Source organism: Gordonia sp. AC31, assembly GCF_031844505.1.
GTDB classification, from domain to species: Bacteria; Actinomycetota; Actinomycetes; order Mycobacteriales; family Mycobacteriaceae; genus Gordonia; species Gordonia hongkongensis.
This window is the reverse complement of sequence record NZ_JAUZVK010000001.1, coordinates 469,630-482,955: the sequence shown is the minus strand read 5'-3', so window position 1 is coordinate 482,955 and position 13,326 is coordinate 469,630. Positions and strand designations below refer to the sequence as shown.

Genomic DNA, 13,326 nt, shown 5'->3' with positions numbered 1-13,326 from the left:
TCATGGGGGTATCCGAGGTGAATCGCGCGAGACCACGACCGGGCCGCGAGGCCGCGAACCGGGTCCGTGGGCGGTTGCTCGGCATCCTCTCGTGCAGCGTCGCCCTGCTCGTGGTGCTCACCGCCTGCATGTCGGATCCGCCGCCCCCGGTCCGCGACACCGGGCCACCGCCGACCCCGACCGAGTACCCGGTGGAGAAGACGATCTACATCGCCACCGACTCGGTCGGATCGGGCTTCAACCCGCACATCGCCGCCGATCAGAACCCGGTGACGACGGCGGTCGCGGCGATGACGCTGCCCAGCGCGTTCGCGCCGGTCCAGACCCCGGGCGGGACGGTGTGGGAACTGCAGCGCTCGTTCGTCACCTCCGCGGAGGTGACGTCGCGGGCGCCGTTCACCGTGACCTACCGCATCCACACCGACGCCCAGTGGTCCGACGGCCTGCCGGTGACGGGCGACGACTTCAACTTCCTGTGGCAACAGATGTCCCGGCAGCCCAACGTCGTGGCACCGGCCGGCTACCGGCTCATCGACTCGGTGCAGTCCCGGGAGGGCGGCAAGGTCGTCGAGGTGCGGTTCGAGTCGCCGTACCCCGCGTGGCGAGAGCTGTTCACCGGATTGCTGCCCAGTCACGTGCTCAAGGGTGCGCCGGCGGGCTTCCAGACCGGGATGGACACCGGCAAGCCGGTCTCGGCCGGGCCCTACGCGATCGTGGGGATCGACAAGACCCGCGACGAGGTCCGCCTCGCCCGCAACGACCGGTACTGGGTCACCCCGCCCCGGTTGGATCAGATCGTCCTCCGCCGCGCCGGCACGTCGGCCCAGATGCTCGACTCCGTACGATCCGGCGACTCGGCCATCGTGGCCCTCGGCGCCTCGCCGGCCACCGACGCGGAACTGACCGCGCTGCCCGGTCTCGAGACCGCCCGCAGCCTGACGTCGCGGTCACTCGGTGTCAGCGTGAACGCCCGCACCGACGCGATGAGCTCGGTGGAGGTCCGGCGCGCGATCCTCGGGTTGGTCGATCCGCGACTGACCACCTTCGCCGGTGCCGGCGACTGGGTCGTCGAACCGTTCGCGAACACCGTCTTCGCGCCGTCGGATCCGGGCTATTCGCCGGTCGACCGCCCGCGCCTCGGACCGGCCGAGGTCGACGCCCTGCTCGGCGCCGCCGGTTACCGCCGCGCCGCGCCCGAGCCCGTCGGCTCGGCATCCCCGGTGCCGTCTGCGTCGTCGTCGGAGCCCTCCTCGGTGTCGCCGTCGTCCCCGTCCGGGTCCACGCCCGCGTCCGAGGCGCCGTCCGCCGGCGGCTCGGCGACGCCCGGGATGAGCGAGACCCCGATCGAGGGTCTGGTCGAGGTACCGGAACTGCCCGAGGGAATCCTGCCGTTCCAGCGCGACGGGCAGGACCTCATCGTCCGTGTCGGTGCGGTCGCCGGCGATCCGCGGACCACGTCGGCCGCGTCGAGCATCGTCGACCAGCTTCGAGGTGCAGGGGTGCGCGCTCAGGTCGTGACGCTGCCCAACAGCGAGCTGTACGGGTCGGCGCTCACCAACCAGCGCGTCGACCTGGTCGTCGGGTGGTCGGGGCTCGGCGTGCCGCCGGCGTCGTCGCTCGCGTCGCAGGTCGACTGCAACCAGCCCAAGCCCGGTACCGAACCGTCGCCCGCGACGCCGCCGACGCCCACCAGCATCGCGCCGAGCGGTGGCGATCCCGGGGACAGCTATGCCAGCAACGTGTCCGGGTTGTGTGACCCGCGGCTCATCGAGCTCGCGCGCACCGCACTCTCCGAGGACGACCCGATCCCGACGCTGAACGAGGCCGAGCCGCTCCTCGCCGCGCAGGCGATCTACCGGCCGCTGTACCAGGACTCGATGGTCGTGGGAACTACGTCCGCGGTGCGCGACGTCCCGCTCACCGGACCCATCCAGGTCTCGATCTTCGGGACCGCGGTCGATTGGGAGCTGACGTGACCGGTGTTCCGGCGGATCGCCGGCTGCTGCTCGTCCACGCTCATCCCGACGACGAGACGATCATGACCGGCGGCACCATCGCCCGGTATCTCGCCGAGGGCGTCGACGTGCGGGTGCTGACCTTCACGCTCGGGGAGGAGGGCGAGGTGATCGGCGACGAGTGGGCGCAGCTGGTCGCCGACGGCGGCGCCGACCAGCTCGGCGGTTTCCGGGTCCTCGAACTCACGCGGGCACTGGCCGAGCTCAGTCCCGCCGGCCGACCCGCGTTGCGGCCGCGATTCCTCGGCGGTGCGGGCCGATGGCGGGACTCCGGGATGGCCGGCGCGCCGTCCGCGAACCACCCGCGCGCACTCGTGCGGGCACCGTTCGACGAGCCCGTCGGAGCGTTGGTCGACGTGCTCACCGACTTCGCACCCCAGGTGGTCGTCAGCTACGACGCCTCTGGTACGTACGGCCATCCCGACCACAAACTGGTGCACGAGGTCACGACGGCCGCGGTCGCCCGCGCCCGGGAAGCCGGTCCGGGCCCGACCAAGATCTACGAATCGGTGACCGAACGCAGCGCACTGGACTCCGGGCTCGCCGGCGTGGCCGCGGTTCCCGACGGCTGGCGGATGCCCCGCGACGGTGAGCTGCCGAGCTATCCCGACGCCGACATCACCACCGAGATCGACATCAGCGCGTACCTCCCACAAAAGGTGGCCGCCCTGGCCGCCCACGCCACACAGGTGACCGTTGCGGCGTCCGGAACCGAATACGCGCTGTCGAACAACATCCTGCAGCCGATCGCCCGCGCCGAGCATTTCATCCTCACCGAACCAGAGCGTCACGAGTCCCTCGGTGCCACGGACACGCGCGAGTCGGACCTGTTCGCCGGGATCGACTGACTCGATGGCCCGCTTTGTTCGGCCCGTATCGGGTTCCGTCCTCGACCGACTGCTCCTGGGGTTCCTCGTCGTCGACGGGTTCGCGATCGGGCTCCTGAGTGTTGCGTTCACCTATCAGCGCTTCGGCGGCGTCGCCCTGCCCGTCGCGGCACTCGTCGCCGGCGTGGTCAATGCGGTCCTGCTCTGGCTCGCGGCCGGCCTCACCGCGACCCCGTGGCGGTACGGGCCCCTCGCCGCGTGGGGGCTCGTCGTCGTGATCGCCGGTGGGCTCCCCGGCCCGGGCGGGGACGTCGTGCTCTCGATCAGCAGTGGTTACCTCGTACAGACCTTGTTGCTCGTCGTCCTCGGTGTCGGGCCGTGCGCCGCGCTGGGCTGGACGGGGCGGCTGCCCGAACCCGACTGACCACCGCTCCGCAGGGGCGCTCCGCGTTGTGCCGCGACGGGCGGCGTTAGAGTGAGAGACATGCTTCTGCGCGCGTGGGCCGAAGACATCATGGCCCCGATCGAGCGCGTCACGGCCGCACTGAGCCGTGTCCGTGACGACCCGACTCTCGGGGCCGACGCCCTCGACGATGACGGCTGGGTCGCACTCCTGGGTGCCTCGGGTGCGCAGCTCGACGAATTGTGCGATCTGGCCGACACCGTCCGTCGGCAGGTGACCGACCCGGAGGTGTTGACCTTCGTGGTCAACCGCAACTTCGACACCGGGGTCGTCAGCCGGCTCGGACCCGACGACCCGGGTCTCGACGAACTGGTCGCCGAGGCGGTCGCACTCGGCGCGACCGAGATCTGCATGCAGGGACCCCTGCCAGCCGAACTGCCGGCCGACGGATACGTCCGGCTCGTGGAGGACATCACGGGTGCCGCCGACGGGCTCCACCTGCACGCCTATCGGGCCCCGGAGATCGTCGACGGCGCCGAGCGTGCCGGGATCACGATCGTCGAACACCTCGAGCGGCTGCGGTCGGCGGGCCTGGGGTCGGTGCCGGGGACCGCCGCCCAGATCCTCGACGACACCGTTCGCGCGACACTCTCACCCACCGGCACGGCGCCGCCGGTCGGCAGCTGGGTCGACGTCATCGAGACCGCCCACCGCGTGGGTCTCTTCTCCACCGCGACGATGCTCTACGGGCACGTCGAGACGCCCGCACACCAGATCGCCCATCTTCGACTGCTACTCGAGATCCAGCGTCGCACGGGCGGTTTCAGCGAACTGATCCTGATGCCGCTGCTTCCCGAGAACGTGCCGCCCCACCTGGCGGACACCGCCTCGCGGACCGCGTCGGAGCGGGAGACCCGCGCGTTGCACGCCGTCGCCCGCCTCATGACCGCAGGCCTCCTCGACCATCTGCAGGTGGCGTGGACCAAACTGCCCGCGGCCACCGTCGATCTGGTGTTGCGCGGCGGGGCAGATGATCTGGGTGGGCTGTTGCTCGACGGCACCCTGATGCCGGGCGCGGGACCGGAGTCAGGTCGTGTCCTCGACGCCGCGGCTGTCGTCGACATCGCGGCGCGAGCCGGACGGAGGCCGCGCCAGCGCACCACCCGCTACGGGGTGCCGGAGCCCGACCGGCAACTCCCGCTGCCACAGGTGTCCGCGTGAGCCGGAGCATGTCTTCCGGGCGGGCGGCCGGAGCGCAGCAGCGCGCGCTGACGATGGACGACGTGGATGTCGCCATCATCGGCGCGGGCTTCGCCGGGCTCGGGATGGCGACGCAGCTCGCGCGCCGCGGGCGGGAGTCCTTCGTCGTGCTCGAACGCGCCGACGGCGTGGGGGGCACGTGGCGCGACAACACCTATCCCGGCATCGCCTGCGACATCCCCGCCCATCTGTACTCGTTCTCGTTCCGGCCGCCGGCCGACTGGTCGGCGCGGTTCCCTCGTGGCGCCGAGATCCGCAGCTATCTCGAACAGATCGTCGTCGACGAACGACTCGCCGACCGCATCGAGCTCAATCGCGAACTCCGCGAAGCGGTCTGGGACGAGCAGGGGGCGCACTGGGTGATCACGGCGGCGGCGCCGGACGGCCGGGCCGTCACCTTCCGCGCTCGCTCGCTGGTGCTTGCGGTCGGACGGTTGTCGGAGGCGCGCATCCCCGACATCGACGGACTCGACACCTTCCCGGGACAGGTCGTCCACACGGCCGCCTGGCACGACGACGTCAACGTTGCGGCTGCGCGGGTCGGGATCGTCGGAACCGGTGCGTCGGCGGTGCAGCTCATCCCGCATCTCGCCGACGCCGCGGACGATCTCGTCGTGTTCTGCCGCACGCCACCGTATGTCGTGCCGCGCGCGGACCGGCTCTACACCGACGACGAGCGGGCCGCCATGCTCGACCCCGTCGTCGCGGCGGAGGTGCGCGACCGACTGCTCACCGAAGCCGATGCGGCGTTTCGGCAGCGGCTCGGGTTGCATCCGGACATCGACGAGATCCGTTCCCGTGCACGGGATCACCTCCACGGGCAGGTGGCCGATGCCGACCTCCGTGAACAGCTGACCCCCGACTACGAGATCGGTTGCAAGAGAATCCTGCTCAGCGACGACTTCTATCCGGCGCTACAACGCTCCAACGTGGTGTTCGAGTCGAGTGCTCTGACGTCGGTCGCCGAGACCAAGGCCACCGCGCACAGTGGTCACACCTACGATCTCGACGTCCTGGTGATGGCAACCGGTTTCGAATCCGCACGCCCGCCCGCCGCATCGCGCATCACCGGTCGTGCCGGTCGGCGGCTGTCCGACCACTGGTCGGCGGGCATGACGTCCTATGCCTCGACCGTGGTCAGCGGATTCCCGAACATGTTCGTCCTCGACGGGCCCAACGCGGCGCTCGGCCACAACTCGGCGATCTACATGATCGAGACGCAACTCGACTACGTCCTGGGCGCGCTGGAGTACATGGCCGGCAACGGGATCACGACGCTGGCGGTCTCGCCTGCCGCCGAAGACGAATACACGCGGGAGATCGACGCTCGCAGCGAGTCGACGGTGTGGCTGACCGGTTGTGAGAGTTGGTATGTCGACCCCGACAGCGGTCGCCTGACCCTGTTGTGGCCGGGCACCGCGGCGTCGTTCCGCGAACGCAACGGCACCTTCGACCCCGAACCGTACGAACCCCGTCCCGACGCCGGCACCGGAACACCTGAGGAGGGTGAGGAATGACCGAGAAGTTGACCGTCCGCGCGGCCCTGGACGCCGCGCGCGACCGGGCGCCGATCGGTCTCGACGAGGCCGTGACGCTCCTGTCCTGCGCAGGAGACGACCTGGTCGAACTGCAATCGATCGCCGGGGCGCTCCGAGACGAGGGGCTGGCCGCGGTCGGCCGGTCCCGGCAGATCACCTACTCCCGCAAGGTGTTCATCCCGCTGACGCGCCTGTGCCGCGACCGGTGCCACTACTGCACCTTCGTCACGGTCCCCGGAAAACTCGCCCGCGCGGGGGAGGGGCTCTATCTGGAACTCGACGAGGTCGTCGACCTCGCGCGCCGCGGTGCCGAACTCGGCTGCAAGGAGGCGCTTTTCACGCTGGGTGACCGCCCCGAGGACAGGTGGCCGCAGGCCGGCGAATGGCTGGCCGAACGGGGTTACTCCTCGACGCTGGACTACGTTCGTGCCGCCGCGGTCGCCGTGTTGTCGGAGACAGGTCTGCTGCCGCACCTCAACCCCGGGGTGATGAGCCTCGAGGAACTGCTCCGTCTGCGCCCGGTCGCACCGTCGATGGGCATGATGCTGGAGACGACGTCGCGTCGCCTGTTCACCGAGAAAGGCCAGGCACACTACGGAAGTCCCGACAAGGACCCGCTGGTCCGCATGCAGGTGCTGCGTGACGCGGGCACCGCTCGTGTCCCGTTCACCACCGGGATTCTGGTCGGGATCGGCGAATCACTCACCGAGCGGGCCGAATCGCTGCTGGCTCTCGCGGATGTGCACGCCCGAGGCGGGCACATCCAGGAGGTGATCGTGCAGAACTTCCGGGCGAAGCCGGACACCGCGATGCGCTCCACCCCCGACGCGGAGATGACCGAGTTCCTCGCCGCCGTCGCGGTCGCCCGGGTCGTCCTCGGCCCACACATGCGGATCCAGGCGCCCCCGAACCTGGTGTCGCCCGCCGAATGTGCCGCGCTGATCGCCTCCGGCGTCGACGACTGGGGTGGGGTGTCGCCGCTGACTCCCGATCACGTCAACCCGGAACGCCCGTGGCCTCACCTCGACGCCCTGGCCGCCCGCACCGCGGAGTCGGATTTCGTTCTCACCGAACGCATCACCGCGCAGCCGCCGTATGTGCTGAACGGTGCCGACTGGATCGACCCGGCACTGACCCAGCACGTCGCCGCGCTCGCCGACCCGGTGACCGGCCTCGCCGTCGACACCCGCCCGGCCCCGCGTCCCTGGCCGGCGGTTGCCTGAGGGACGCACCTGTCGTCGGGTGCGTGGCAGTCAGCCGAGAACGGGTGCGAGCGCTTCGTATCCGCCGACGACGTCGGTGGCGCGATGTAACCCGAGATCCTGCAGGGCCGCGGCGGCCAGGCTCGACGTATATCCCTGGGAGCACAGGACGATCCAGCGGACGTCATGGTCGACGGCCTGGTCGATGCGCGCGTCGCTCGCCGGGTCGCACCGCCATTCGAGGACATTCCGTTCGATGACGAGAGCACCCCGGGCCTCGCCCTCCTCCGCGCGCTGCGCCGCGGGACGGATATCAACGAGCACCGCCCCGTCGGCCAGCTCGGCGGGGACGTCCACGGCCTCGACCCGCGCGATCCGCGACCGTGCGTCGGCGAGCACGTCGTCGATGGTGCGGGGAGTGCTCATTCGGGCTGGTCGGTGAGAACGGTCCGGTCGCGGCGCAGGTGGCCGCCCTCGGAGATGTCGTAGTAGGACATCGCGGTCAGCGGCGGTGAGTAGGCGTGCACGCTGAGCGTCGGGGTCACCAGAGGGCTGGTCTCCGCACCGATCTCCGGGGCGGCGACGACCGGGTTCCGCACGACGTCGTGCACCCACCCGAGAGGGAAGGCGGCCTGGTCGCCGGCGTCGAGGATGCGCACCGCCAGATCGTCTCCCGTCCAGTGGTACTCGCGCAAGCTGCCCGACAACACCGTCAGGGCACCGAGCGAACCGGCGTGGTCGTGGAGTTCGGTGGCCTCGCCCGGGGTCCAGCTGATCAGCCACACGTCGACGTCGTCGTCGGCGTGCAGGCGCGTCGACCAGCGATGCCGTTCGTCCCAGACCTCCGGGAGCAGGTCGTCGTGGCCACCGTCGAGGACGTCTGCGACGCCCTGGTCGGTGATGCGGAGGAGGTCGGCGGGCCGGAGCCGCGTCGGCAGGTGACCAAGGGCGCGCGGGGCCGCGGTACCCGGACGCTCGCGCAGCGGCGACGACGTCCGAGCACGATTCCGGGCGGAGGAAAGAGACGATAAGGCGGACTGAGGCGCCCGTTCGGTGCGGGCGAGGGTGGAGGTCATGGCGAATCCTTGCGAGAGTCGAAGAGGATGTGGTGAGGCCGATCGGTTCAGCAACAGCACATCGACATCGACCGCGCGGTGGGTCGGTGCGGCACCCGGGCACACGCGCCCGCGGGTCGGTGTCCGGTGAGGACGGATTCGTCGACGACGATCATGCGCCCGACTCTGCACGCGGATCGTCGCGGCGTCGAGGTTTGGCGGCACGCTGAACGAAACCCGGAGCGGCGTCTCGCGGTCGGCGATGTGATCCTCGTTACTCAAACCCGGATTCGGGCGCCTCTGGACGGGGGCCGATTTCGTCGCAGCGTCTCCCGGGGCGGATACTGTGGGGTGCGGTTCGACCAGCCCTCGGGCCGCACCGGCGCCGACGCCGGAGTGCCGTTCGACGCCGAACTGCGTTTCTCGTCGCGCCGACCCGGATCTTCCCTAGCGAAGGAGTGAGTGGTGACCTACATCATCGCGGAGCCTTGCGTCGACGTGTTGGACAAGGCTTGCGTGGAGGAGTGCCCCGTCGACTGCATCTACGAGGGTGGACGCATGCTCTACATCCAGCCGGATGAGTGCGTCGACTGTGGTGCGTGTGAGCCGGTGTGCCCGGTCGAGGCGATCTTCTACGAGGATGATGTTCCCGACGAATGGGAGCCCTACGTCAGCGCTAACGCCGACTTCTTCGACGACCTCGGCTCCCCGGGCGGCGCCAGCAAGGTCGGCAAGACCGAGGCCGATCCGGCGTTCATCAAGGGTCTCCCGCCGATGAACGAAGAGGACTGACCGCCTCCGCATGAGCAGTCCTGTCTCCCGTACGGCTGCGCCCCTGCGCGTCTCCTCGACCCGCGTCAGCGGGCGCCTGCCCGACTTCCCGTGGGACACGATCGCCGATGCGAAGGCGACGGCTCAGGCCCACGCCGACGGCATCGTCGACCTGTCGGTCGGGACGCCCGTCGACCCGGTGCACGCACTCATCCGCGACGCACTCGCCGAGAACTCGGCGTTCCCGGGCTACCCGACGACGATCGGGACCCGCGAGTTGCGGGAGGCGGCCGCGGGGTCGCTGATCCGACGCCACGGGGTCACGTCGCTCGACGAGACGGGAATCCTGCCGGTCATCGGTACCAAGGAGGCGATCGCCGGCCTGGCCTCGACCTTCGGGCTCGGACCCGGCGACGACGTGGTCATCCCCGAGGTCGCCTACCCGACCTATGAGGTGAGCGCCCTGCTCGCCGGTGCGCGGGCGGTGCGGGCGGATTCGACCGTCGCGCTGGGACCGATGAACCCGGCGCTGATGTTCATCAACTCGCCGTCGAATCCGACCGGCAAGGTCCTCGGCCTCGATCATCTCCGCAAAGTCGTCGGATGGGCACGCGAGCGGGGGACCGTCGTCGTGTCCGACGAGTGTTATCTCGGTCTGAGTTGGGAGGGCGAGCCGCTGTCGATCCTCGACCCGAGGGTCTGCGACGGCGACCACACCGGGCTGCTGGCGGTCCACTCACTGTCCAAGATCTCGAACCTGGCGTCGTATCGCGCCGGATTCTTCGCCGGCGACCCCGAACTGATCGCCGAATTGCTCGCAGTCCGCAAGCATGCCGGACTCATCGTGCCGTTCCCCGTCCAGGGAGCGATGACCGCCGCACTGGCCGACGACGCACATGTCGACGAGCAGCGCGAGCGTTATGCCGAGCGTCGTCGGCTGCTCAAAGCAGCCGTGGAGGGTGCGGGCTTCCGGGTCGACCATTCTGAGGCGGGCCTGTATCTCTGGGCCACCCGGGACGAACCGTGCCGGGAGACCGTCGCCTGGCTCGCGGATCGCGGAATCCTCTGTGCTCCAGGCGATTTCTACGGTCCGGCGGGTGAGCGCCACGTTCGGATGGCGCTCACCGCCACCGACGAGCGGATCAGTGCGGCCGTCGCTCGACTGGCCGCCTGACACCGGCCCTGCTCAGCCGCGACCGCTCTTCTGTTGCAGACGGTCGATCTCCTCGGACGCCTCGGCTTTCGTGAGGTCGGCCGAGAGGGTCTCGCCGGCCTCCCGTGCGAGGGTGTCGAGATAGCTCCGCTGCGCGCCGGTCATCGGCTCGTCGCCGGTCACCCAGTCGTCCGGGTCCTTCTCGGTGGAGTTTCCGGCGCCCGCGCCGAGGACGTCGTCGGTCTCGTTCGTCGAACGATTGTTCGATGTGCTCATGTGCCCACCATACGTCGGGATGGGAGATCCGGCCAGTGAGCCAGGGCGTCAGTCGTTCTTGTGCAGCGCCTCGTTGAGGGCGATGCCGTCGCCCTTCCACGGCACGACCTCGACCGCGCCGGTCAGGCTGTTGCGACGGAAGAGCAGATTGGACTGGCCGGACAGGTCGCGCGCCTTGATCTGCGTGCCGTCGGGTCCGGTGACCTTGGTGCCGGCGGTGACGTAGAGGCCGGCCTCGATGACGCAGTCGTCACCCAGCGGGATGCCGCAGCCGGAGTTCGCGCCGAGTAGGCAGCGTTTGCCCAGCGCGATGATCTCCTTGCCGCCGCCCGACAAGGTGCCCATCGTCGAGGCGCCGCCGCCGATGTCGGAGCCGTCGCCGACGACGACGCCCGCGGAGATGCGACCCTCCACCATCGACGACCCGAGGGTGCCGGCGTTGAAGTTGACGAAGCCCTCGTGCATCACGGTGGTGCCGGCCGCGAGATGCGCGCCGAGGCGGATGCGGTCGGCGTCGCCGATCCGTACGCCGCCGGGCACCACGTAGTCGACCATGCGCGGGAACTTGTCGATCGAGTAGACGGTGACCGGTCCGCGGGCGCGCAGCTTCGCCCGTACCGACTCGAAGTTCTCGACCGCACACGGGCCGTGATTGGTCCAGACCACGTTGGTGAGCATCCCGAAGATGCCCTCGAGGTTGGCGCCGTGCGGGGTGATGAGGCGATGCGACAGCAGGTGGAGTCGGAGGTAGACGTCGTAGGCGTCGATGGGGGCGGCGGTGATGTCGGCGATCCCGGTGCGGACCGCGACGGTCTTGACCCCGCGGGCCTCGTCGACGCCCACCAGCTCACGGAGGTGGGCCGGTGTCGACTCGTCGTCGAGGATCACGGTCTCCGCGGTCTCGACCCCGTCGAGTTCGGGTTCGGGGAACCAGACGTCGAGGACGACGCCGGGAGTCGAACCCCCGTCGATCACGGTCGCGATGCCAGTTGCGTGTGCGCCAGTAGATGTCACGACAGGTGAGTCTAGGTGATCGACCCCGGCGCCCCCGCCCCGCCACCGGTGCCCCGGCGTCATCCATTCGGCCCAAAGACCTGGTCACGCGCTGTGCGCCGCTCGTAGGGTCGCCAGCATGACCGGTCATCCGCCGCCACCTGTACCGCCCCGGCGCCGCCGACGCCGCTGGCCGTGGGTGGTGGGCGGGCTCGGCGTCGTGCTCGTGGCGGCGCTGGCGGTCGGTGCCGTCGTCTTCCAGCCGTGGCTGATCTTCGTCGACACCGAGGTCGACGACGCGATCCCGGTCGCGGTCACCCCCACGACGTCGGCGCCGGGGCAGCCGCCGCCCGCCGGGCCGGTGGTCATCTCGCGCGGCAGCCTGATCAGCCACGAGCACTCGACATCGGGAACGGTCTCGATCATCGAACAGCCCGACGGCTCACGCGTGCTGGCGATCGAGGACCTGGACACGACGACCGGGCCCGACGTCCACGTGTGGCTGTCGCAAGGGGACGTGCTCGAGGGGTTCGCCGGGTGGCGTACGGCCGCGGGCGTCCCGCACGTCGACCTCGGCATGATCAAGGGGAACAAGGGCAACCAGGTCTACGAGATCCCCGCCGACGTCGAGCTGGGCGACTATCCGTCGGTGTTCCTCTGGTGCGTGAAGTTCAGCGTCTCCTTCGGCGCCGCGGAGATGGGCTCACTACGGTGAGGGAGTGAGCACCGACCTCGACCTGACCGCCGACCCCGTCGAACTGACCGCCGCGCTCGTCGACATCGAGAGCGAGTCGCGCAACGAGTCGGCCATCGCCGACGCGGTCGAGGCCGCCCTGCGCGCGCAGACGAGCGGATTCGAGATCCTCCGCCACGGCAACCGTGTCCTCGCACGGACCGACCGGGGACACGCCCAGCGGGTCATCCTCGCCGGGCACCTCGACACCGTGCCGGTCGCCGGCAACCTCCCGCACCGCCGGGAGACGGACCCGGCGGAGGGCGACGTGCTGCACGGATGCGGCACCGTCGACATGAAGTCCGGTGACGCGGTGTTCCTCCACCTCGCGGCGACGCTGCCGGAGCCGGCCTCGGATCTGACGCTGATCTTCTACGACTGCGAGGAGATTGCCGCGGAGTTCAACGGCCTGAACGACATCGAACGCGAACTCCCCGAGTGGCTCGCCGGTGACGTGGCGATCCTCGGCGAGCCGACCGCGGGGCTCATCGAAGCCGGATGCCAGGGGACGCTGCGGGTCCGGTTGTCGACGACGGGAACCCGAGCGCACTCGGCCCGGTCGTGGATGGGCGACAACGCCATTCACAAGCTCGGCGGTGTCCTGACCACGCTGGCGGGCTACGAGGCCCGTCGGGTCGACATCGACGGCTGCGAGTACCGCGAGGGTCTGTCGGCGGTCGCGGTCGGCGGCGGGGTGGCCGGCAACGTGATCCCCGACGCCGCGCACGTCGATGTCAACTTCCGCTTCGCCCCGGACCGTTCGATCGACCAGGCGCTCGACCACGTGCGCGAGGTGTTCGCCGCCGACCTGGCCGACGGCAGGATCGGGCTGGAGGTCACCGATTCCGCGGCCGGCGCCCTGCCGGGGCTGGGGCACCCGGCGGCCGCGGCGCTCGTGGCGGCCGCGGGCGGACGCTTCCGCGCGAAGTACGGCTGGACCGATGTGTCGCGGTTCTCGGCGCTGGGCATCCCCGCGGTGAACCTGGGCCCCGGCGATCCCAATCTCGCGCATCGCGTCGACGAACGGGTGCCGGTGGAGCAGATCCGCGCGGTGACCGACCTACTGCGCACCTACCTGTCCTGAACTGGCGAGACCGGCG

At 70.2% G+C, this 13,326-nt stretch carries 14 protein-coding genes; 10 read left to right on the top strand and 4 right to left on the bottom strand.

Annotation, left to right across the window (positions count from 1 at the left end):
- Nucleotides 1-2: 2 nt before the first annotated feature.
- From Q9R39_RS02275 to cofG, 6 genes are read left to right on the top strand one after another with little or no spacing between them, the layout of a single operon-like run.
- Nucleotides 3-1,976 carry an ABC transporter family substrate-binding protein gene (locus Q9R39_RS02275; protein ID WP_068970772.1) on the top strand — a complete coding sequence of 658 codons (1,974 nt, stop codon included), beginning with the start codon at nt 3-5 and terminating at the stop codon, nt 1,974-1,976.
- Nucleotides 1,973-2,863: an N-acetyl-1-D-myo-inositol-2-amino-2-deoxy-alpha-D-glucopyranoside deacetylase gene (gene mshB, locus Q9R39_RS02270; RefSeq protein ID WP_068970768.1), complete on the top strand. Its 891-nt coding sequence runs from the start codon at nt 1,973-1,975 to the stop codon at nt 2,861-2,863. Before Q9R39_RS02275 ends, mshB begins: the two co-directional genes overlap by 4 nt.
- Nucleotides 2,864-2,867: 4 nt before the next feature.
- Nucleotides 2,868-3,266 (top strand): facilitated glucose transporter, encoded by a 399-nt coding sequence (locus tag Q9R39_RS02265; RefSeq protein WP_068970767.1) that lies wholly within the window; start codon nt 2,868-2,870, stop codon nt 3,264-3,266.
- Nucleotides 3,267-3,326: 60 nt separating this feature from the next.
- Nucleotides 3,327-4,466, top strand: a complete 1,140-nt coding sequence (locus Q9R39_RS02260) for an FO synthase (RefSeq protein WP_068970766.1) — start codon at nt 3,327-3,329, stop codon at nt 4,464-4,466.
- Between the two features lie 53 nt (nt 4,467-4,519).
- On the top strand, nt 4,520-6,022 hold the full coding sequence (locus tag Q9R39_RS02255; protein ID WP_311277066.1) for an NAD(P)/FAD-dependent oxidoreductase: 1,503 nt from the start codon (nt 4,520-4,522) through the stop codon (nt 6,020-6,022).
- Nucleotides 6,019-7,266, top strand: coding sequence for a 7,8-didemethyl-8-hydroxy-5-deazariboflavin synthase CofG (gene cofG, locus Q9R39_RS02250; protein WP_068970765.1), 1,248 nt, complete (start codon nt 6,019-6,021; stop codon nt 7,264-7,266). Before Q9R39_RS02255 ends, cofG begins: the two co-directional genes overlap by 4 nt.
- Nucleotides 7,267-7,296: 30 nt before the next feature.
- Here the strand turns inward: cofG and Q9R39_RS02245 are convergent, their stop codons facing one another.
- Together Q9R39_RS02245 and Q9R39_RS02240 are read right to left on the bottom strand one after the other, a co-directional pair.
- Nucleotides 7,297-7,671, bottom strand: coding sequence for a rhodanese-like domain-containing protein (locus tag Q9R39_RS02245; protein ID WP_058252526.1), 375 nt, complete (start codon nt 7,669-7,671; stop codon nt 7,297-7,299).
- Nucleotides 7,668-8,321: a cysteine dioxygenase family protein gene (locus tag Q9R39_RS02240; RefSeq protein WP_311277033.1), complete on the bottom strand. Its 654-nt coding sequence runs from the start codon at nt 8,319-8,321 to the stop codon at nt 7,668-7,670. The genes Q9R39_RS02245 and Q9R39_RS02240 overlap by 4 nt, the downstream gene beginning before the upstream one ends.
- Nucleotides 8,322-8,762: 441 nt before the next feature.
- On the opposite strand from Q9R39_RS02240, the gene fdxA reads away from it, so the two are divergent.
- The gene (fdxA, locus tag Q9R39_RS02235; protein WP_058252527.1) at nt 8,763-9,092 is read left to right on the top strand and encodes a ferredoxin; all 330 of its coding nucleotides are present in this window, start codon (nt 8,763-8,765) and stop codon (nt 9,090-9,092) included.
- Between the two features lie 10 nt (nt 9,093-9,102).
- On the top strand, nt 9,103-10,245 hold the full coding sequence (gene dapC, locus Q9R39_RS02230; RefSeq protein WP_269553265.1) for a succinyldiaminopimelate transaminase: 1,143 nt from the start codon (nt 9,103-9,105) through the stop codon (nt 10,243-10,245).
- Between the two features lie 12 nt (nt 10,246-10,257).
- On the opposite strand, the gene Q9R39_RS02225 is transcribed toward dapC, so the two are convergent.
- The gene (locus tag Q9R39_RS02225) at nt 10,258-10,500 is read right to left on the bottom strand and encodes a DUF3072 domain-containing protein (RefSeq protein ID WP_086534711.1); all 243 of its coding nucleotides are present in this window, start codon (nt 10,498-10,500) and stop codon (nt 10,258-10,260) included.
- Between the two features lie 48 nt (nt 10,501-10,548).
- Nucleotides 10,549-11,514, bottom strand: a complete 966-nt coding sequence (dapD, locus tag Q9R39_RS02220) for a 2,3,4,5-tetrahydropyridine-2,6-dicarboxylate N-succinyltransferase (protein WP_311277032.1) — start codon at nt 11,512-11,514, stop codon at nt 10,549-10,551.
- A 178-nt stretch (nt 11,515-11,692) separates the two neighbouring features.
- Here dapD and Q9R39_RS02215 point away from each other — a divergent pair, with 178 nt between their 5' ends.
- Both Q9R39_RS02215 and dapE read left to right on the top strand, forming a co-directional pair.
- Nucleotides 11,693-12,208, top strand: coding sequence for a DM13 domain-containing protein (locus Q9R39_RS02215; protein WP_137809066.1), 516 nt, complete (start codon nt 11,693-11,695; stop codon nt 12,206-12,208).
- A gap of 4 nt (nt 12,209-12,212) precedes the next feature.
- Entirely contained in the window at nt 12,213-13,310 is a 1,098-nt protein-coding gene (gene dapE, locus Q9R39_RS02210; protein WP_065632641.1) for a succinyl-diaminopimelate desuccinylase, read from the top strand.
- Nucleotides 13,311-13,326: the final 16 nt, after the last annotated feature.

Coding starts and splice junctions, on each gene's coding strand:
- Q9R39_RS02275 (WP_068970772.1), top strand. CDS start 3: ATGGGGGTATCCGAGGTGAATCGCGCGAGACCACGACCGGGCCGCGAG.
- Q9R39_RS02265 (WP_068970767.1), top strand. CDS start 2,868: ATGGCCCGCTTTGTTCGGCCCGTATCGGGTTCCGTCCTCGACCGACTG.
- Q9R39_RS02260 (WP_068970766.1), top strand. CDS start 3,327: ATGCTTCTGCGCGCGTGGGCCGAAGACATCATGGCCCCGATCGAGCGC.
- Q9R39_RS02255 (WP_311277066.1), top strand. CDS start 4,520: ATGGACGACGTGGATGTCGCCATCATCGGCGCGGGCTTCGCCGGGCTC.
- cofG (WP_068970765.1), top strand. CDS start 6,019: ATGACCGAGAAGTTGACCGTCCGCGCGGCCCTGGACGCCGCGCGCGAC.
- Q9R39_RS02245 (WP_058252526.1), bottom strand. CDS start 7,671: ATGAGCACTCCCCGCACCATCGACGACGTGCTCGCCGACGCACGGTCG.
- Q9R39_RS02240 (WP_311277033.1), bottom strand. CDS start 8,321: ATGACCTCCACCCTCGCCCGCACCGAACGGGCGCCTCAGTCCGCCTTA.
- dapC (WP_269553265.1), top strand. CDS start 9,103: ATGAGCAGTCCTGTCTCCCGTACGGCTGCGCCCCTGCGCGTCTCCTCG.
- Q9R39_RS02225 (WP_086534711.1), bottom strand. CDS start 10,500: ATGAGCACATCGAACAATCGTTCGACGAACGAGACCGACGACGTCCTC.